Source organism: Pseudomonas sp. LB3P58 (assembly GCF_054897895.1).
On the sequence record NZ_JBUBVE010000001.1, the window covers coordinates 3,679,893 to 3,699,440 of the forward strand.

Consider the following 19,548-nt stretch of genomic DNA (forward strand, 5'->3'; position numbering starts at 1 on the left):
GGCGAATGCCCTCGAAAGTCGCGAAGTCCTACTGCGGCTGAAACGTCTGAAGGTACGCCAACAGGTTGTCGATCTTTTCCGGGTCACTGAGCCCCCAGAAAATCATGCGGGTGCCGGGCACCACTTCTTTTGGAGCTTCCAGGTACGCGGTCAGTGTTTCGCGGGTCCAGACGATACCGGCGGATTTCATCGCATCGGAATACTGGTAATCCGTGGTGCTGCCCGAAGGGCGTCCAAAAATGCCATTGAGCTGCGGCCCGAATGAACCGCGCGCGGACTCCCCGACCTGATGGCAGCCACCGCATATCCGCTTGAACAGTGTCGCACCCGCTTCAGCATCGCCGGCCGCGTGTGCTTGCGCGCCGAATAATCCAGCATTGAGCACCAGGGCCAAGGTGAGTACGGCGGTTTTCTGCATGTTCTGCTCCCAATCATCTGTGGCTTGGCGCAAGTGAATCAACTCGCACCCGGTTGAAACTTCTTCCTGTACGCCGCTGGCAGCAAACCCACTCGCTGGCGGAACAGTCTACGGAACGAATTACCGTCTTCGTAGCCCACGGCGTAAGTGATGCTGTCGAGTGTCATGCGGGTGGACTCAAGAAGCTGCTTTGCCTTCTCCAGACGCAAGGTTTGCAGGTAGGTAATAGGCGTGTAACCGGTGGCCTCCTTGAAACGCCGTTTGAAGTTCCTGACGCCAAACCCGAATTGCTGGGCGACGTCATCAATCAACAGCGGCTGTTCGAAGTGTTCCTCCAGCCAGTGTTGAACCCGCAGGATGTCGCCATCCCCATGGTTCTTCGGCAATGACCACATGACATACACCGATTGCTCGCTGCGCACAGCGTCGACCAGCAAGTACTTGCTGCACTTTTGCGCCAGTTCCAGTGAAGCGAACCGGCGCACGAGGTGCAGCAAAAGATCCATGGCGGCACTCGCGCCCCCGCACGTGATCACGCGATTGTCCTCGCAGAGGATCTGCGTCTCCTCCAGACGGACCTCGGCATACCGACGACGAAACAGGTCTGCAAAGGCCCAGTGCGTGGTAGCACGAACGCCATCCAGCAGGCCCGTTTCGGCCAGCATGAACGCCGCCGTGCACATCGACGCCACCACGGCACCCTGCGCATGCTGTTGACGCAGCCACGGCCCATAAGCTGAAAAGGCCGGCAAGGCATCCTTCAAGGTGAAGAGGAATCCGGGGATCAGCACCAGGTCGGTTCGCGGGATCTCGGCGGTGGACAGGTCCACGCGCAACATCTGCCCTCCCCACGCGGCGACATCACCACCCTCAAGCGAGGCGATGACCACTTCAAAAGGCGCGCCGGCAGTGTCTGCAAACAGGTTGGCGGCGCTGAGCACTTCCACGGCCATCGTGGCGCTGGCGGCGGAACATTGATCCGCCAGTAAAAGCGTGACGTGCATATATGATCCTATTGCGCTTTTCGCATGAAAAAAGTCATTTGCGCACCTACCTTACCCGATCCTTCCGCCCTAAAGTGCACCGGTCATTCAATCATCGGCGTACTTATGAATCTCTGGTTCCGACTTTTCCTCATGCTGTTTCGTCGTCCATGGCGCAAGCCCGTTGACGCCTTGGCCACCACCATCGTCCACATGCGCGTCTGGCCGCTTGATCTCGACCTCAACCGACACGTTACCAACGGCCGGTATTTCACCCTGGCCGATATCGGACGCATGGACTACGTGCTGCGTTGCGGTGCATTCCGGGTGGCGCTGCGCAATAAGGCCGTGCCTATCGTTGGCGACACCTGGGGCAAGTTCCGGCGTGAGCTGAAATTGTTCGAAGCGTTCGAGATTCACACCAGGATGCTTGGCTGGGACGATAAGTGGAGCTTTATGGAGCACCGCTTCGTGAGCAAGGGACGCGTGGTCGGTGTGGTGGTGATGCGGGGTCTGTTCCGCTCTGCCAAAGGCACCGTTCCACCTGGCGAGTACGCCCGGGAACTGGGCTTGGCTGAACAGTCGCCGCCGATGCCGACGTGGCTGACCGACTGGTCGCAAAGCTGCAACGACATGAGCCGTGAGCTTCGAGAGGAAGAAGGACAGCCTGCACGGCGCCCGCAGACCGTCGAATAAATTCGGCGCGCCCGCTATCCGCTGACAGGCTCAAGCGCACACTCTATTCTGTGCCCCCCGAATCTACGCTTGCCACGATTTCACCGGAGACACCCGTGCTGCCCCTGACCGCCCGCGAGGTTTACCAGCAATTGCGCGACGCCGCGCTGGAAGTTCGGCTTCTGAAGCGCCTCGACGAACAACCCGAGCCGGGCCAGGTACAAGTCGATATCGAGGGCTGGCGTCTGACCCTCGACTTCGACGGCACTCGCCTGCGCCACTGCCAGCGTTGCCAAAGCCCGGACGGTCGCGAGGGCGTGCTCGACAGTTGGCAACGTTACGGCACCGACCCGGTCAGTTTGCTCAGCACCTGGGAGCTGGCGCAGATCCAGCGCCTGTGCACTGCACTCACTCAATAACGCCCTCAAACCGCTTCAACGAAAACGCCGACAAGTCCAGGTCACTGCTGCCCCGCGCGCACCACTGTGCCAGCGCTTCCCCCAGCGCAGCGGAATGCTTGAAGCCATGCCCCGAACAGGCGGACACCACCAAGGTGTTTTTCAGTGACGGATGCGCGTCGATGATGAAGTGATTGTCCGGTGTGACGGTGTAAGCACACACCGCCGATTTGACGACCCGCGAGCTGACGCCCGCAATCTTGCCGCGCACATGGGTGTCGAACATCTCGCGTGCTTCGGCGTCGCTGACGGTTCTGTCCAGCGTGTCGGGTGAAGTCTCTTCGCTGTATTGCTCGGTGCCGACCTTCAGGCTGCCCTCGCCGGGCAACGGTGGGAAACCATAGACAGAGTCTTCATCGCCTGGCCCGTGAGTACAAATAAAGGTCGGTGACAGCGGTGCGAATCGGGCGTTCTCCTCCAGTTCGAACCAGAACAGTTTCTGACGACACACCCTCAACAACCGGTCGAAAGGCTCGCCGAGCAAGCCCTTGGACCACATGCCGGCGCTGATCACGACCTTGTCGGCGAGGAGGGTTCGCTGATCGGTAATGACGGTGACGCCCTGCTCGTCCGAGGTGATTTGCATGACGGTTTCGCCCTTCAGCAGCGTCGCGCCCAGTTCCTCGGCGAGCCTGAGTTGTACCGCGATGCAGCGTTCGGGCCGGAGATAACCGCCGCCCGGTTCGAAATAGCCGACTGCCGTGTCCAGCACCGGTGAAAACTGCGGAAATCGCTGACGAATCTGTCCCGCCGACAACACCTCATGCTCGATGTCATAGGTGTTCGCGAGATGAAGGGTGCTGTGAGTGAAGTCACGTTCATCGTCAGCGTCATACGTGGGACTGGTGGTCATGACCAGCACGCCACACTGCTCGAACAGCGACTCACCAGACAGCGCTTCGAGCTCGCGCCAGATTTTGTGGGAATTGCGGACGATGGGCAGATACTCGGCGCCTTCCCCGACCGAGAGCCGGGTGATGCGCGTATCGCCATGGCTTGATCCTTGATCGTGGGGAGGATGATGGCGGTCGACGCCAATCACCTTGACGCCGGATTTCGCCAGTTGATAAAGAGTGGCGGCGCCCATTGCGCCCATGCCGAGAACCGCTACTTCACACCGAAGATCCATCTATGCCCCCGCCGAAACCGACTCGTTGAAAAGCCATCAGCATAGGCCAAGGATCGCTCCTTTGGGTTGCCAGGGCTTTTCAGTATTCTCGGGGACACAGCTCAGGTGATCAAAAACGCGGTTTGACCGCCTTCCACTCCGGTTTGTAACGCTGCATCTGTTTCACGTCATCGCGCTGACGAATGCCGCAAGTCAGGTACTGGTCATGCAGCTTGCCCAGTTGATCGTGATCCAGCTCCAGACCCAATCCGGGCGCACGGGTGATTTTCACGCAGCCATCGACGATGGGTATTTTGCCGCCCTTGATCACCTCTTCATCCGGTTCCTGCCACGGGTAATGCGTGTCGCAGGCGTAATCCAGATTGGGCACCGCGGCGGCGACATGCGCCATCGCCATCAGGCTGATGCCCAAGTGCGAGTTGGAGTGCATCGACACGCCAAGGCCAAAGGTGTCACACATTTTCGCCAGCGCCTGGGTGTCGCGCAGGCCGCCCCAGTAATGGTGATCGGCGAGGACGATCTGCACGCTGTTCAACGCCACGCTGCGGCGGAACTCATCGAAATCGGTGACCACCATGTTGGTCGCCAGCGGCAGGCCGGTGCGCTTGTGCAGCTCGGACATGCCGTCGAGGCCCGGCGTCGGGTCTTCGTAATATTGCAGGTCATCGCCCAGCAGTTCGGCCATGCGAATCGAGGTTTCCAGCGACCAGTTGCCGTTCGGGTCGATGCGCAACGGGTAACCGGGGAAAGCCTTTTTCAGCGCCTTGATGCACGACACTTCATGCTCCGGTGGCAGCGTGCCGGCCTTGAGCTTGATGCTCTTGAAACCGTTGGCCACGATCATGCGCCGCGCCTGGGCGACGATCTGTTCCTCGTTCAGCGCTTCGCCCCAACTGTCGGGTTTGTAGGGTGAATCGACATGCTGCGCGTACTTGAAGAACAGGTAGGCGCTGAACGGAATCTCGTCGCGAATCGCCCCGCCCAGCAAGTCCACCAATGGCACGTTCAACGAGTGCGCCTGCAAATCCAGGAACGCCACTTCGAACGCCGAATACGCATTGCTCACCGCTTTGCTGGCATGGGAGCCCGGCGCCAGTTCCGCACCGGCAATGCTCGCGGGTTTGTTCGCCGCCACCGTGGTCTGCACGATGCGGCGCAGCTGATTGAGATTGAACGGGTCGAGGCCGATCAACTGGTCTTGCAGTTGCTGCTGGATCAGCAGCGCCGGGGCATCGCCGTAGCTTTCACCCAGGCCAATGTAGCCGTTGTCGCTTTCAATCTCGATGATCGAGCGCAGCGCAAAAGGTTCGTGGATACCACTGGCGTTGAGCAGCGGCGGATCACGGAAAGCGATTGGGGTGACGGTGACTCGTTTGATTTTCAAGAAGCTGCTCCCTTTGAACCTGAACTCAAGGCTTGATGACTGATGGATTTTTTGGCTGCCGCGTCGGCGGCAGGTTTGTCGGCCAGCGCGCGGAGCGCATCGCCACGCGGTGCGGTGCGGGCGAAAAAGATCACCACGGCCGCGACCAGTGACGTGGCCGCCAAACCGTAGAGGCCGCCTTCGATGGAGCCGGTTTTTTGCTCCAGGAAACCGAACGCTGTCGGGGCAACGAAACCGCCGAGGTTGCCGATGGAGTTGATCAAGGCGATCACCGCGGCGGCGATGCGAGCATCCAGATAGCCTTGCGGAATCGGCCAGAACAATGCCGAGGCAGCCTTGAAACCAATGGCGGCAAAACAGATGGCGACGAAGGCAAAGATCGGCCCACCGATGGTGGACATGAACATGCCGAACGCGGCGATCACCAGGGTCAAGGCCACCCAGGCTTGCTGGTGTTTCCATTTGCTGGCCATGGCGGCGAAGCCATACATCGCGATGATCGAAATGATCCACGGAATCGAGTTGAACAGGCCCACCTGGAAGTCGCCGAGGTTGCCCATTTTCTTGATCATGCTCGGCAGCCAGAACGTGGCGCCGTAGATGGTCAGGGCGATGGAAAAGTAGATGAAGCAGAATAGCGCGATTTGCTTGTCGGCCAGCAGCTTGAACATCGACGGCTTGACTGTCTGCGTGGCTTCGCGGGCCTGTTGTTCCAGCGCGATGGCGTCAACCAGTGCGTCCTTTTCTTCGGCGCTCAGCCATTTCGCCTCGCGCGGATGGGATTGCAGCCAGAACCAGACAAATCCACAGAGCACGATCGAGGCAAAGCCTTCGATCAAGAACATCCACTGCCAGCCATGCAGGCTGAAACCACTGACGTTCAGCAACGCGCCGGAGACAGGACCGGAGATCACCGAGGCAATGGCCGAACCGCTGAGGAAAATCGCCATGGCCTTGCCGCGCTCGGTCGACGGCAGCCATTGGGTGAAGTAGTAAATGATGCCGGGAAAGAAGCCTGCTTCGGCGGCACCGAGGACAAAACGCAGCACATAGAAGCTGGTTTCGCCGCGCACAAACGCCATGGCCATCGCCGCCGCGCCCCAGGTGAACATGATGCGCGTCAGCCAGGCGCGAGCACCGTAGCGTTGCAGCAGCATGTTGGAGGGGACTTCGAAGATTGCGTAGCCGATAAAGAACAACCCGGCGCCCAAGCCGTAGGCTGCGGCGCCGATGCCAAGGTCGGTTTCCATGTGGCTGCGCACGAAGCCGATATTGACGCGGTCGATGTAGTTGACGATGAACATCACCACAAACAGCGGCAGCACATGGCGTTTCACCTTGGCCGCGGCGCGGGCGAGTACATTCGGGTCCGGCGGACTCTGGACGGTATTCAAGGGGCAACTCCCAATCATTGTTTTTTTAGGGACAGGCCGATGATGGACGCCGGTATTGATACCGTCTAATCTAACTTGGCATTCGATTGATACCGGAATTAGATCAATGTTCGAACTGACTCAACTGCGCTGTTTCACCACCGTGGCGACCGAACTGAATTTCCGCCGGGCCGCCGAACGGTTGAACATGACTCAACCGCCCCTCAGTCGACAGATTCAACTGCTGGAACATCACCTGGGTGTCGAGCTGTTCACCCGCACCACCCGCAGTGTCGCCCTGACCGCCGCCGGCCGCGCCTTCTTCATCGAAGCGCAGAACCTGCTGGAGCGCGCCCAACAAGCCGCCGTCACCGCCCGCCGTTTTGCCGAGGGCGACATCGGCTCGGTCAACATCAGTTTCGTCGGCAGCGCGGTGTACGAGTTTCTGCCCAAGGTCATCGCTGAAGCACGGCTCAAACAGCCGCATGTGAAAATCGACCTGACGGAGATGAACACCTACCAGCAGCATGAAGCCCTGTGCGCGCGGCGTATCGATCTGGGCATCGTTCGAGCACCGTTGCTGGAACCGGGATACGCCACCGAATGCCTGGTGCGTGAACCGTTTGTATTGGCGGTGCCGAGCCGTCATCGGCTAGCGAGCGCAGAAACCGTGTCGGTCAAAGACCTCGATGCGCAACCGTTCCTGATGTACTCCCACGCCGCCTACCCGCCGTTCAACGAACTGCTGACCGGCATGCTCCGCTCTGCCCGCGTCGCCCCGGAATACGTGCAATGGCTGGGCTCATCGTTGACCATCCTGGCGCTGGTCAACGCCGGAATGGGCCTGGCCCTGGTGCCTCGCTGCGCCACCAGCGTGGTGTTCAAGAACGTGGTGTTTCGCGATATCGATTTGGGCGAAGGTGTGCAGAGCGAGCTGCATCTGATCTGGCGCGAGAACAATGACAACCCGGCATTTGCGATGTTGCTGGAGGGGATTCGGGGGGCTGTGCGGGAGGGATGGGGCGTTTGAGTTTTACGTTGCCTGGCGTTTCTTTGGGGGCATCGACCACGTTGGTCAGTAGCGGCCCTTCGTGACCTACAACTATCGGCCAATAGCGGCCTCTGACCACCGTAGAGAAAATAATTTCACCACGGTGGATTTAGCTCTTTTGAGAATTAACTAAGTGTTACTCGTAACTGATGATTCCGAGTTGCTTTGCCATGAACAGTTCGTTCCGTTCAACGATCTCCTCGATCACTTTACCCTCTTTGTTGAAACGGAAATACGTCAGGGCCGTCCACGTCAAGCTCTTGCCTTCTACGTTAAAGCCGTGCCATGTATTGGAGCCAGTTGCACAGTGTGTCAACGCGACTACAACAACGTCATCTGTGACAACTTCCTTGCTGAACGTAGTTTTAATTGTCTTATATCGTTCAAGAACATTTGCGCTCAAGGCTCGCTTAAAATTTTCCAAACCACCTATCGGAGCATCGCAGTCCGGCCGATGCACGACCACGTCGACATCGAAATACTCGGAAACTCGCTCAACATCCTTACCATCCACACAGTATTTAAAGTAGCTCTTCACCGCTTCTAGATTTTTGACGTTCATATAAACCTTACTCCTCTCACATTGATAACAGGCAATAAATTCAAAGATTTTATAACAGGCCGCCCCGCTTAAAAGGAGTCGTATCCCAGAGTTGTTAAATCAATACGGACAAGACCTTTTGTACACTTCGCAAGTGTTTAATTGGAACGACCCAGCGCGTCAGGCACATTCTAGGTGGGCTTATGGTATTCGTAAATCTATAATATAGTAGGTGTGATATCGATTATAGGAATACCACATGAGTCTGGAACGGTTGGAAAAATGGGCGACAGTCAGGCATTTCCGCTTGGCGATTGCATTGTTCGAATATGGCAGTGTTTTGCACGCTGCACGCTCGCTGAACCTCTCACAGCCTACAGCGAGCAAGCTGCTACAAGATCTGGAAGAGGCTGTAGAGGCTCAGCTCTACACTCGGAATCGCAGGGGGGTTACGCCTACAGAGCTTGGTCGGGACTTTGTGCAGCGCAGCCGGATGATCCTTGCCCAGCTGGATCATGTATCCCAAGCAATCGACGCTCTTGGAAAAGGGCATGCCGGGCGTGTTGCCATAGGAAGCGTGTTAACAGGGTCAAGTTATCTTGTGCCCGCAGCCATCGCGCGACTCTGGGCAAGCCGACCAAGCATCCGCATCAAAATCGTCGATGGTGTGAGCGGAGAACTGATACCTCGGCTTATCTCAGGCGAATTGGACTTCTTGATTGGGAGACTTTCCGATGTCAGCTCAAGCGTCGTTGTCGCTCAGGAGGCGCTCTTTAGCGAAAACGCCATCATCGTTGCTCGCCGTGACCACCCTCTTGCTCAGCAACCTGGGGTTAAACTGGAAGAGCTCGCGCGCGAAGCATGGATTCTGCCGCCAATAGAAACTACTTTACGGAAGCAGTTCGATAACATCTTTCATCGAAAGGACATTGACCCACCACATGCAACTATAGAAACAGCATCATTCTTTAATATACTTTGGTTATTAAAACAGACCGATCTTCTTGGAATATTACCTCAATCAGTTATTTCTGACCCAGCACATAGTGATGAGCTAGTTCGCCTCCCGGCTTTCGAACCTCTAATTCTGGAGCAAATCGGTGTTTCCCGACTAGGAGACGCTACATTGTCGCCTGCCGCTTCCGCTTTATTGGACGCACTAAGAGAGGTTATGCACAGCCCCCCAAAAACGGGGGAGCACCTTGTGTAAGAGAAGGAGTTCTAATCTTTGCAATAGCCCATCGTATGAATGGATAGCCTTGAGAACAGGAAGCAATCGGCCAATAGTTGGGAGCACTGAAGGTCTGCTTGGGGTCGATCGCTGCCCTTCGCCACAGACGGCAATCAGCCTGAAGCGGACGTTCAAACCCAAGGTAATGCGATGAAGAGAAAAGCAAGCATGACTGCACTTCTGGCCAGTAAAGCAGCCTCCCAGCCTGTGCCTGACTGGACGTTTGATTCTGATCGCATGATCCGAATACTCGGTTGTAATTCGATCATCGAAGTACTTCGCCGCATCAAAAACGGTGGGCCGGAATGGGTGCATCGTAACGTCACCATTTGGTTTCCCGGACCATCAAATGCTTGGGCTCTGGTGTACTCGCTTCAGGATGCCAGTGCCCCGTACTTTGACTTCATGTACACCCGCAAAGAGCCACCTCAGGAAGCCCTGTCCGCACTGCTAGGGAAGTACCCACAGTGCACCGTTATCGATTGGTCGCCCGGACGCTTGGCCTGCATCAGGGCTGAGGGTGTGGATGTTGAGACGCTAGCGGAAATTATCCGCGATGTCGCTGAAACTGCTTGGGATGAGCGCATCACGGTCGTCGATGCTTCGTACGAGGAAATGGGTAGTGCGTGACCCAAGAGTGGACGGTCGACATTAGCTCCAAGGAATGGCGAGCTACCAGGGCTTGCCGGGGTTCAAAGTCGAGTAACCCGTGACGAACCAAAAAAGCCCCGCACTTCAGCCGAAGACGGGGCTTTTGATCTGGCTGGCGTCACTTCACATCGGTTACATCGCGGTATGGAAAATCTGCTCGATCTCGTCCTGATTGGCAGGACGCGGATTGGTGAAGCCGCAAGCATCCTTCATGGCATTGGTTGCCAGGATCGGGATGTCGTCGGCCTTGGCGCCCAGTTCGGCGAGGCCGCTCGGAATACCGACATCCGAAGACAGTTTACGGATGGCGGTGATGGCCGCGGCGGCGCCTTTTTCCGCATCCAGATGCTGGGTGTCGACCCCCATTGCGTTGGCGATGTCTTTAAACCGGGCCGGGCATACGCTGGCGTTGAAGCTGGCGACATGGGGCAGCAGGATCGCATTACAGACGCCGTGTGGCAGGTCGTAGAACCCACCCAGTTGGTGCGCCATGGCGTGGACATAGCCCAGAGACGCATTGTTGAAGGCCATGCCGGCAAGAAATTGCGCGTAGGCCATATTTTCCCGGGCGGTCATGTCGTCACCCTGGGCAACGGCAGTGCGCAGGTTGGCCGAGATCAATTCCACGGCCTTGAGTGCACAGGCGTCGGTGATCGGCGTTGCCGCAGTCGACACGTAGGCTTCGATAGCGTGGGTCAGCGCGTCCATACCGGTGGCGGCGGTCAGGCCTTTGGGCATGCCTGCCATCAGCGAAGGATCGTTGACCGACAACAGTGGGGTGACGTTACGGTCGACGATGGCCATTTTCACGTGCCGGACTTCGTCGGTAATGATGCAGAAACGGGTCATTTCACTCGCCGTGCCGGCGGTGGTATTGATCGCGATCAACGGCATCTGTGGTTTGGCGGATTGATCCACGCCTTCGTAATCACTGATGTGCCCGCCGTTGGTGGCGCACAGGGCAATGCCCTTGGCGCAGTCATGGGGTGAACCGCCGCCCAGGGAAATAATGAAATCACAGTCGCTACGGCCAAGCAGCTCGAGGCCTTTCTCGACATTGCTGACCGTCGGATTCGGTTTGGCACCATCAAACAGGGTGGAGTTGATGTCCTGCTGGGCCAGAAGGCTGGCTACCTTGGCAGCCACGCCGGCTTTGGCCAGGCCTGCATCAGTGACGATCAAGGCTTTACGGAAACCATATTTGCGGATGGCGAGCATCGCTTCGTCGAGACTGCCAATGCCCATCATGTTCACGGATGGAATGAAGAAGGTGCTGCTCATGATAAATCCTCTTTTATTCTGGAAACCCGGAAATCAGGTGAGGTCTTCTACTCATATCGCAGGCTGTGAGGCGGGTCTGATTGTCATCATTGACGAAGTTCAGCGGGAGACGTGCTGCATCAAGTGTTCAGGCGAACAGTGTTTTAAGATGCAGAGGTGGATGGGCCATCGCAGCCGGTATCTATTGATCATGGGATTGAGCCTAAACCTATGACGCCAGACTGGAATGGTCCTTTAGCTTTCATTGGCACCTCCTTTAGTACTGGGAGGTAATGCGCCGCGACAAGGCCGGCGCGAGACCTGTGGGAGCCGGGCAGAACTGGCCGAACGCATACGGATCAATCGACCGATTGAATCCACAGCCAAAAGCAGCTTCTGACGACGAACCCGGCCGTTGCACAGCGGTCCAAACTTCTGATGGCATCGCGACTGTTCAAAGGCCTTGGGCCTGGTTCATTCAAAAGCGACGCTTTGCAATTCACACACATCAGGGTGCGCCGGATAACGTTCAGTAGGTTCGGATCCTGTCTGGTGCAGGCGCTGACTACTGCTCCCATCCCCTGCTCCCTTACCGGAGTACGAAAATGACTCAGTCAATGCGCTTCCTCCTATCGTTCTTCCTCGCGACAGCCTCATTGGCATCAGCGAGCCTCCTGAACAATGCAGGTGCGGCAACCGCCGAGGACCTGAATGCCGACTCCCGGCAAGCGTTGCAAACGCTTTACAAGACCACGCCATCTGCCAAAACCATTTCGCAGACTGCCAAAGCGGTGCTGGTCTTCCCGAAAATCATCAAGGCCGGCCTTGTGTTTGGTGGCAGCTATGGCGAAGGCGTGCTGATGAAAGGCTCGAAAGTGGAGAATTATTACAACTCCGTAACCGGGTCCTGGGGACTACAAGCAGGCGCCCAGTCGTATGGCTATGCGGTTTTCCTGATGACTGACAAAGCCGTGAACTATGTCCGTGAGACCAAGGGCTGGGAAGTCGGCGTAGGGCCCACCGTTGTATTGGTTGATGAAGGGGTCGCGAAGAATCTGTCCAGCACGACAGTGAAGGACGATGCCTACGCGTTCATCTTCGACCAGCAAGGGTTAATGGCCGGGGTCAGCATCGAGGGAACCAAGATTTCCCTGATCAAGCGCTGAAAACCTGCCCTTCAAGGGCTTTGATCTTTTGAAGCGTGGCGTGTCTGCGCCGTTTAAAAACGCTCCAACGCGTGGGATTCAAATTGAGAGGTGAAATTCATGAACAACATCATCTATATCGTCGGGTTAGTTGTGATTGTCGTGGTTATCCTGTCGTTTCTCGGGCTTGCATAGAGTCGAAGAGCGTCTCGTGTTGGCAAGGCTGTACCCCGTATCGCGAGGTACAGCCTGCTCTTGCTTGACCTATTTGGCCTTTAGCAACTCAACCGTTTGCGCCGTGCTCCACAGGGCATTGGCGATGTAGCGATAGTTGATCAGTGCGGCCAGGTAGCCATCACCTTCGGGGGTCGTCGGGCCGGCGGTCGCGCCCCGAACCACCGCCACTTCAAAGCCAAGCTCCAGCAGTTCGCGCAGATGCGACTCGACGCACAGGTTCGCCGCCATGCCCGCCAGTATGATTTGCGACACACCGTGCTTGCGCAGCTGCAGCGCCAGGTCATTGGTTTCCGGGCCGTAAACCTTATGCGGTGAAGCAATGATGGTTTTGCCGTCGAGGATGTAGGGCTTGTATTCGGGCATGTAGTCGCCGCAATACCTGTGGGAGCGAGCTTGCTCGCGATGAACGATGACGCGGAATCCCGGACCTGACACAAAAACCAACCACCGGCCAGCAGCGGCAACAAACACCGGGAACCTGTGGCGAAGGACCGTACTTCCGCTGGGCCGCGCAGCGGCCCCCAAAAGGGGACAACTGCCCAACCCAACGTCAGTTACCCACTCACCACAGCAGACCGCACTTACGCAGGTGGATCAATTTTATCCAGCAATCGGTTTGCCGTGATTTCAGCCAGCATGACGTTATTGGCAATGCCCAACAGGGAATAGCGCGAGCCACCATCCAGGCGGTCCACCAACTCGTGGACCATCACATCAACCGAGGCCAGGGTTTCGACCAGATGCACCGCTAGGGTCTCGGTCGTGGCCTCTGCGTTCACGGAAAACAGGGTGCTGATAGTGCGCGGGGTGGCTTTGATGTCGGCAATCGACGGGAAGTGGAAGTTCAGAGCCCGCTCGGCGGCCTCGTTGAGCTTCTTTGAATCGGGTTCGTACGGGGAGACCGGATCGGTGTCCGGCGGATTGGGGGTGACCTTGAACATAGTGAAACTCCTAGAGAAATGGAGCTGCCACCATTCGCTGCGAAACGAAAAAAAGGTGGCAACTGTACGCGGGTTCGCAGACCAGGACTCTAGGAACCCGGCAGACCCTAAGGCCTCCCACGCACAGCCGCCATGACATGAATGACAGACCTAATGAAGCGTCTGCTCACGGACGGTAGACGTTGTGCGTCTAGAGTTTACCCAGGCTGCGAAACCCGATCACTGATGGGCAGTGACACGAATCAAGTTACCGAGTGACCCCAAGGCGCACAAGCCGGCGGATTCTGGCGCAGCCGTAGGCAACGGCGCAAGGTCTTGTGGCTTTCAGGAAGTAACCTTGATAGATCTTAAACAAGCACCCTGTGGAGATGTTTAGAAATCTGACACACGCTTCTTACACGAGGTGAAACCTTGTTCCATGTCTCGACGACGGATAGCCAACCCAACGATAAAAAATCAACTCTGTGAGTAAGGGTCTGCAGCGTCCTGCCGATAACGACAAGGCGTCGCGCTCGATTGCCGGCGTTTTATGGACCGCAAAGCATTAGCAGGGACTTTACATGCGTCACCTCAGACACCTTACTTCCCCTCTGAATCAGCAAAAGATTGCTGGCGTCACCTTCCATTTCGATCCGTCTGATCAGAACGAACTGGTGACGGTGCTTCAGCGTTTTTTTGCCGAGCCGGATCAACATGCGTTGCTGGATATTCCCGAGGAAACCCGCCGCGTGTTCCTGCTCGAAGGTGAGCGCAAATGGGTGTTGAAACACAACCGCCTGACCCACTGGAAAAAGCAGCTGCAGAATTTCCTGGGCCTCAAGCGTGTGTTCGGGCTGCATGACCTGACCAACGAATTCATCAACCTGTCCGTTGTGTCCGCCAAGTCGGAGTCATCGCCCAGAGTGGCTGCATTCGGCCACGTCGGACGTTTTCCTTTCCTCAAGGAAGAGTATTTGCTGGTCAGTTTTTTCGACAATCACTGCAGTGTCGATGATCGACTGATCGTCCAACCCGAGCAGGCGCAAACGCTGCTGTTGGACATTTTCCAACTGTTTGGGCAGACGCTGGTCGAGGGGTTTGTGCACATGGACCCGCACCCCAAGAACATCCTGATCGGCCCCGATGGCAGGCTGCGCCTGATCGATTTCGAATGCTGCGCGCATTCGGTGCTGGATCACGACTTCAGCCTGGGTTTTCTGCTGGGTTACTTCTATCGCTACTGGTTCAACAGGTTCATATCGGTTGAACTCTACAACGCGTGCTGTGAGCGCTACCTGAAGCATCAGCACCCAGCATTGAACCGTGAAGTTTTCCAGGCGGTGTATGAACGCTTTCGAGACCGTGGTGTTTCCCGTAGCACCCGTTACCGCATCCTCACGTGCCCCAAGGCCCAAGCTGCATTCCTGCACGAGTTGAGGTAACTGGCAGCGGTTGGCTCAGCCTTGTTTCAAATCGAGGCAGTAGGTGTAGTAACCCGTATCGCGCACATAACCCAAGGATTCATACAACCGTTGCGCGCCGACATTGTCCGTGGCCGTTTCCAGCAGCATGCCTTTGGCACCGGTCAACAACGCAAAGGCTCGCGCGGTGTTCATCAGCAACGTGCCGACCCCTTGCCCACGGGCGGCGGGTGTTGTGAAGAGGTCGCCCAGCAGCCAGGTGCGGTGCGCGTCGATGGAAGAAAACGTCGGGAACAACTGCACGAAACCCAGCGCCTCGCCGCTGGGGGCCTGGGCGAAGAAGATCGCGGATTCGTCCCGGGCAATGCGCTCGGCGATGAAGTCGCGAGACTGCGACAGGTTCGATGGCTGACCGTAGAAGCCTCGATAGGCGTCGAACAGGCCGGCGATTTTATCGAGGTGGGATGCGTCGGCGCGCTGGGCCTGGATGTCCATGTTGATCGTCTCCTTGCGGATTGATGTGATGAGCGGGAAAAGGGAAATGTAGATCAAAAGATCGCAGCCGGACGGCGTATACCTGTAGGAGCTGCCGCAGGCTGCGATCTTTTGGGGTTCACCCAATCAGTTCCGCGCAGGGGCCACCGCCGGCATTGATGTCCTGGCCAGCCCGTAATACAAAATCCCCGGCACCACCAGACCAACGATCCAGGAAATATCGACACCGCCGAGTTGCGCGACCATCGGCCCGGAATAGAAGTGAGTATCGACGAAGGGCAGCTGGATCAATACACCCACGACATACACGCTGATCCCGCGCATGTTCCAGCGGCCATAACGGCCCGCCGGGTCGGACAATGCCGGGATGTCATAGCGCTCTTTGTTGATGAAGTAGTAATCCACCAGATTGATCGCGCTCCACGGTGTGAAGAAGGTCAGCAAAAACAGGATGAAGTACTTGAAGGTGTTGAGAAACGAGTACTGGCCCAGCAGCGCGAGCGTGGTGGACGCCGCGACAATCAACAACACAAACACCATGCGCTGGCGGGCGGAAATCTCCAGACGACTGCGGAAACCACTGATGATGGTGGCCACGCACATGAAGCTGCCATAAGCGTTGAGCGTGGACACCGTGACCTTGCCGAACACCACGCTCAAGTACAGCAGGGACGCCATCACACCGGTGCTGCCCAACCCGACGATCGTCGCCACCTCGTGACCGCGGAAGTTCGCACCGGCCAACGCCGCGGCGAACACCCCCAGGACCATGGACGCCTGAGCGCCCAGCACCGTTCCAAGGCCGACGGCAGCGAACGTCTTCCACGACGAGGTCTTGCTCGGCAGGTAGCGTGAGTAGTCCGCCACATAAGGGCCAAAGGCGATCTGCCAGGACGCGGACAACGACACCGCCAGCAGGAAAGTACTCCAGCCGAAGTGACGGTTTTCCAGCAACAGACCGATATCGTTGAGGGTCATCAACCGGGTAAACAGATAGACGAAGGCGATGATGCCCAGCACGCTGGCCACCCGGCCGACCAAGTGGATGACCCGGTAACCGAAGATCGTCAGAAACGCGATGCACGAGGCGAAAATCAGGATGCCCGCGCTGTCGCTGACATGGATCAACTGGGCAATCGCCTGCCCCGACAACACCGCACCGGTGGCGCTGAAACCGAGGTACATCAGGCACACCAGGACAATCGGGATAGCCGCCCCATAGACCCCGAACTGCACACGACTGGAGATCATCTGCGGCAGCCCAAGCTTCGGTCCTTGCGCCGCGTGCAGGGCAACCACTGCCCCGCCCAGCACTTGGCCGATCAACAAGCCGATGAGCGACCAGAACACATCGCCGCCCAGCACCACGGCCAGGGCGCCGGTGACGATCGCCGTGATCTGCAGGTTGGCGCCAAGCCACAGGGTGAACTGGCTGTAGAGGCTGCCATGACGCTCGGCCTCGGGGATGTAATCGATCGAACGTGTCTCGATCAGGGGACTTCGCTGCTGACTATCGCTGACCTTGGTCATTACGTTGTTTTCCTTTGAGGCGCTTGTTTTTATTGTGTGGGCTCGAACGCTTAGAACGCCTTACTGGCACTGGCAACCACCGTGGCGGAGCACAAATCACCATAGCCGTACCAGCTCGTGCACTCGCTTTTCGACAGGTCGGTATCAATGTAGCTAAGGCCCCAGGTCACACCCACGAAGTCACGGGTCAACTTGGCTTCCCACTCGGTGTAGGCATCGCGGCTTTCACCGTTGGCGGACCAGAAAGCCGGGTCTTTGACATCGTTGCGACCCACGCGCAGGTCCAGACCGATCTCGGCCGGCAATTCGATTTTGTAGCTGAGGTAGGTGTAAAGGGTGTCCTGGTCCTCGCCAAAGAAGTTCGGCGTATCGTTTGAGTAGTTGGCGCCGAGCTTCACGCCATAAACGTCAAGGACCGCGTAGACCTCACTCAGGTTGAATTGGCCCTCTTTTGGATAGTCGTACTTGATGTACCCCAGATCGAGGCTGATGGCCTCGGTCGCCTGCCAGTAGTAGCCCGCGTAATACTCGAGTTCCTGCCGCGTCTTGAACTCGCCGCCGAAATCGACGTTCGAGGTCCAGGCGCCGATGTACAAGCCGCTGCTGTGCATCAGCGTGGCGCCGGCCTGAGCCGCCGGATCACCCAGGGTTTGCGAAATGCCACGGGTGCGGTAGTCGCTGAAGACTCCCAGGGTCATGTCCAGGCTGAAGTCATCGTTGAGTGGCAGTGCCTGGGTGGTCAGGGGTGCCAATACAAGCGTGGCAAGGGTCAATACTGAGCGTGCGTTCATACAAGTCTCTTATTGTTATGGAGGTGCGGGTTATTTCGGGCATGACGATGCCGAGCCCCTCGTCATACGAGGAGCCAGGCAGTCTTTTGCGTGGTGCGGGTGAACGGAGGGTCAGGACGCGGGCGCGTACACCTCTTTGCCAGCGAAGAAGGTCTTCAGGACCTTGGTGTCGAACAGTTCGTCATCGCTGACCTTGAAGACATCGCGGTCGAGGATGATCAGATCGGCCTGTTTGCCGGGTGTCAGCGAACCAATCTGCTGCTCCAGGCGCAGGGCCTTGGCGGCATTGAGCGTGTAGGCGTAGAACATGGTCTGGCGATCGATGCTTTCCTTGGCATTCAACACGCCCAGTGGCCCTTTGCGCGTGCTGGCCTGAGCGATGGCGTTCCATGGATTGGGGCTGGACACCGGCCAGTCACTGCCACCGGCGATGACCGCACCGGCGTTATGCAGGGACTTGGCGGGATACTGATAACCGTAAGCAAACGCGCTGATATAGGGTTTGACGAGCTCGACGGTGTAACTCTCGCCGGTGGCCCACAGCAATTGCATGGAAGCGATCACGCCAAGTTGCTTGAAGCGCGGAAACTCTTTGGGGTTGACCAGTTGCAGGTGGCTGATGCTATGAGCCACCGGTGTCGGGTTGAGTTTGCGCGCGTAGGCAAAACCATTGAGTGACTCACGCACCGCACGGTCCCCGACCGCATGCATGTGCACAATCCAGTCGCGCTTCTCCGCTGCCACGACCAACTCACCGAAGTGCGCGGGGTCGATCAGCAGTTGACCGTTTTTGTGGCTGTTCTTGAAGGGAACGATGACCGCGGCGGTCTGCCCCGGAAACTCCAGAACGCCATCGGCGAATACCTTGATGCCAGGAAAACTCAGGTTGGGTACGCCCTCGAATTTCTTCATGACCTTGGCCAGCACTTCCAGGTCGGCCGGCCGACTTTTCGGGTTGGTCAACAGCAGCGCGGCGACGTGGGCACTGAGCTCGCCCTTCTCTGCCAATTCGCGGTAAAGCGGCAGCACGCCGTAACTCTGCTCGGTTGCTTTGAAATCGAACAACGAATCGCCGCTGCCGGCATTCGCCGCCGCGTCCATCCAGGCAGTGACGCCGTATTGATTATTGACCTTCACGGCCTCGCGGGCGGCTTTCAACATGGTCTCGTCGCTGGGCGCGGGGATCTGGCTGCGTACCAGGTCCCAGCGAGACTCGGCAAAATAACCATTGGGGGTGAAATCCCCGTCGTGCCCCACATAGCTGCGATCCTGTTCCGAGAGTCCTTTTACCAGTGTCGCGTCGATCTTCAGGCGCTTGAGCATGGCGTTGTTGGCCCAGCCGGTGTGCCCGTCGATCCCGCTGAGGACCACCGGTTGGTCCGCCCAGCGTCCCTGATTGAAGCGCTGGCCCAGCTCACGGCTCTTGTCCCAATAGGCCGAACTGATCCCGGCGATGCTGATCACGTCACCGGCCCGCGCAATACCCGCCTGATCCTGTTCGATAATCCACTGTTCAAGCTCCGGCAACGGTTTGACTTCATCCAGCAGGTTGGCCCCCATGCTGTCGAAGGCCGCAACCACCGGGTGGCTGTGGGTATCAATCATTCCCGGCATCAGCACCTTGCCCGCCAGATCGATCCGTTGCGTGCGGGTGTCGGCCAGGGCGTTGATCTCGGCATTGCTGCCCACCTTGAGAATCTTGCCATCTTGCACGGCCACTGCCTGGACCAGTCCCTGACCGGGTTCGGCGGTGAAGACCTTGCCGTTGAACAACACCAGGTCAGCGGCGGCCATGGCTTGCACCGAAGAAAAGGCCAGGGCTGCGGCCAACAGGTTTGGAATAAATCGCTGCATC

The 19,548-nt window shown here is 57.7% G+C and carries 19 protein-coding genes and 1 pseudogene; 7 read left to right on the forward strand and 13 right to left on the reverse strand.

Going from position 1 to position 19,548, the window contains the following annotated elements:
- Positions 1 to 28: 28 nt before the first annotated feature.
- Entirely contained in the window at positions 29 to 418 is a 390-nt protein-coding gene (locus ACYZTZ_RS17100) for a c-type cytochrome (protein WP_056743847.1), read from the reverse strand.
- A 38-nt stretch (positions 419 to 456) separates the two neighbouring features.
- The gene (locus tag ACYZTZ_RS17105) at positions 457 to 1,422 is read right to left on the reverse strand and encodes a GlxA family transcriptional regulator (RefSeq protein ID WP_461999105.1); all 966 of its coding nucleotides are present in this window, start codon (positions 1,420 to 1,422) and stop codon (positions 457 to 459) included.
- Positions 1,423 to 1,527: 105 nt separating this feature from the next.
- On the opposite strand from ACYZTZ_RS17105, the gene ACYZTZ_RS17110 reads away from it, so the two are divergent.
- Positions 1,528 to 2,097, forward strand: coding sequence for an acyl-CoA thioesterase (locus ACYZTZ_RS17110; RefSeq protein WP_461999106.1), 570 nt, complete (start codon positions 1,528 to 1,530; stop codon positions 2,095 to 2,097).
- Positions 2,098 to 2,192: 95 nt separating this feature from the next.
- Positions 2,193 to 2,495, forward strand: coding sequence for a DUF7693 family protein (locus ACYZTZ_RS17115; protein WP_461999107.1), 303 nt, complete (start codon positions 2,193 to 2,195; stop codon positions 2,493 to 2,495).
- Here the strand turns inward: ACYZTZ_RS17115 and solA are convergent.
- From solA to ACYZTZ_RS17130, 3 genes are all read right to left on the reverse strand, one after another.
- Positions 2,485 to 3,663 carry an N-methyl-L-tryptophan oxidase gene (gene solA / locus ACYZTZ_RS17120; RefSeq protein ID WP_461999108.1) on the reverse strand — a complete coding sequence of 393 codons (1,179 nt, stop codon included), beginning with the start codon at positions 3,661 to 3,663 and terminating at the stop codon, positions 2,485 to 2,487. The genes ACYZTZ_RS17115 and solA overlap by 11 nt on opposite strands.
- Positions 3,664 to 3,772: 109 nt before the next feature.
- Positions 3,773 to 5,047, reverse strand: a complete 1,275-nt coding sequence (locus ACYZTZ_RS17125) for a glucarate dehydratase family protein (protein WP_461999109.1) — start codon at positions 5,045 to 5,047, stop codon at positions 3,773 to 3,775.
- Positions 5,044 to 6,441 carry an MFS transporter gene (locus ACYZTZ_RS17130; protein ID WP_461999110.1) on the reverse strand — a complete coding sequence of 466 codons (1,398 nt, stop codon included), beginning with the start codon at positions 6,439 to 6,441 and terminating at the stop codon, positions 5,044 to 5,046. The genes ACYZTZ_RS17125 and ACYZTZ_RS17130 overlap by 4 nt, the downstream gene beginning before the upstream one ends.
- Before the next feature lie 106 nt (positions 6,442 to 6,547).
- Here ACYZTZ_RS17130 and ACYZTZ_RS17135 point away from each other — a divergent pair, with 106 nt between their 5' ends.
- Positions 6,548 to 7,450 carry a LysR family transcriptional regulator gene (locus ACYZTZ_RS17135; protein WP_461999111.1) on the forward strand — a complete coding sequence of 301 codons (903 nt, stop codon included), beginning with the start codon at positions 6,548 to 6,550 and terminating at the stop codon, positions 7,448 to 7,450.
- Between the two features lie 157 nt (positions 7,451 to 7,607).
- Here ACYZTZ_RS17135 and ACYZTZ_RS17140 read toward each other — a convergent pair whose 3' ends face one another.
- On the reverse strand, positions 7,608 to 8,033 hold the full coding sequence (locus tag ACYZTZ_RS17140; protein ID WP_448722955.1) for an ester cyclase: 426 nt from the start codon (positions 8,031 to 8,033) through the stop codon (positions 7,608 to 7,610).
- 238 nt (positions 8,034 to 8,271) lie between these two features.
- On the opposite strand from ACYZTZ_RS17140, the gene ACYZTZ_RS17145 reads away from it, so the two are divergent.
- Positions 8,272 to 9,222 (forward strand): LysR family transcriptional regulator, encoded by a 951-nt coding sequence (locus ACYZTZ_RS17145; protein WP_461999112.1) that lies wholly within the window; start codon positions 8,272 to 8,274, stop codon positions 9,220 to 9,222.
- A gap of 189 nt (positions 9,223 to 9,411) precedes the next feature.
- Complete coding sequence (locus ACYZTZ_RS17150) at positions 9,412 to 9,873, forward strand: hypothetical protein (RefSeq protein WP_461999113.1); 462 nt, start codon at positions 9,412 to 9,414, stop codon at positions 9,871 to 9,873.
- 153 nt (positions 9,874 to 10,026) lie between these two features.
- On the opposite strand, the gene yiaY is transcribed toward ACYZTZ_RS17150, so the two are convergent.
- A complete protein-coding gene (yiaY, locus tag ACYZTZ_RS17155; RefSeq protein WP_046046748.1) occupies positions 10,027 to 11,175 on the reverse strand; it encodes an L-threonine dehydrogenase in 1,149 nt (382 codons plus the stop codon).
- A gap of 584 nt (positions 11,176 to 11,759) precedes the next feature.
- On the opposite strand from yiaY, the gene ACYZTZ_RS17160 reads away from it, so the two are divergent.
- Complete coding sequence (locus tag ACYZTZ_RS17160; RefSeq protein WP_461999114.1) at positions 11,760 to 12,320, forward strand: lipid-binding SYLF domain-containing protein; 561 nt, start codon at positions 11,760 to 11,762, stop codon at positions 12,318 to 12,320.
- A 243-nt stretch (positions 12,321 to 12,563) separates the two neighbouring features.
- Here the strand turns inward: ACYZTZ_RS17160 and ACYZTZ_RS17165 are convergent.
- Both ACYZTZ_RS17165 and ACYZTZ_RS17170 read right to left on the reverse strand, forming a co-directional pair.
- A pseudogene (locus tag ACYZTZ_RS17165) lies at positions 12,564 to 12,905 on the reverse strand (cysteine hydrolase family protein); the annotation flags it as partial.
- Positions 12,906 to 13,117: 212 nt separating this feature from the next.
- Complete coding sequence (locus ACYZTZ_RS17170) at positions 13,118 to 13,477, reverse strand: DUF6124 family protein (RefSeq protein ID WP_461999115.1); 360 nt, start codon at positions 13,475 to 13,477, stop codon at positions 13,118 to 13,120.
- Between the two features lie 560 nt (positions 13,478 to 14,037).
- Here ACYZTZ_RS17170 and ACYZTZ_RS17175 point away from each other — a divergent pair.
- Positions 14,038 to 14,898 (forward strand): phosphotransferase, encoded by an 861-nt coding sequence (locus ACYZTZ_RS17175; protein ID WP_461999116.1) that lies wholly within the window; start codon positions 14,038 to 14,040, stop codon positions 14,896 to 14,898.
- A 15-nt stretch (positions 14,899 to 14,913) separates the two neighbouring features.
- On the opposite strand, the gene ACYZTZ_RS17180 is transcribed toward ACYZTZ_RS17175, so the two are convergent.
- The 4 genes from ACYZTZ_RS17180 to ACYZTZ_RS17195 form a co-directional block, all read right to left on the reverse strand.
- A complete protein-coding gene (locus ACYZTZ_RS17180; RefSeq protein ID WP_461999117.1) occupies positions 14,914 to 15,372 on the reverse strand; it encodes a GNAT family N-acetyltransferase in 459 nt (152 codons plus the stop codon).
- Positions 15,373 to 15,498: 126 nt separating this feature from the next.
- Positions 15,499 to 16,902, reverse strand: a complete 1,404-nt coding sequence (locus ACYZTZ_RS17185; protein ID WP_150656228.1) for a purine-cytosine permease family protein — start codon at positions 16,900 to 16,902, stop codon at positions 15,499 to 15,501.
- A gap of 50 nt (positions 16,903 to 16,952) precedes the next feature.
- On the reverse strand, positions 16,953 to 17,693 hold the full coding sequence (locus ACYZTZ_RS17190) for a TorF family putative porin (RefSeq protein ID WP_461999118.1): 741 nt from the start codon (positions 17,691 to 17,693) through the stop codon (positions 16,953 to 16,955).
- A 111-nt stretch (positions 17,694 to 17,804) separates the two neighbouring features.
- Entirely contained in the window at positions 17,805 to 19,547 is a 1,743-nt protein-coding gene (locus ACYZTZ_RS17195; protein ID WP_461999119.1) for an amidohydrolase, read from the reverse strand.
- Between the last annotated feature and the right edge of the window lies 1 nt (position 19,548).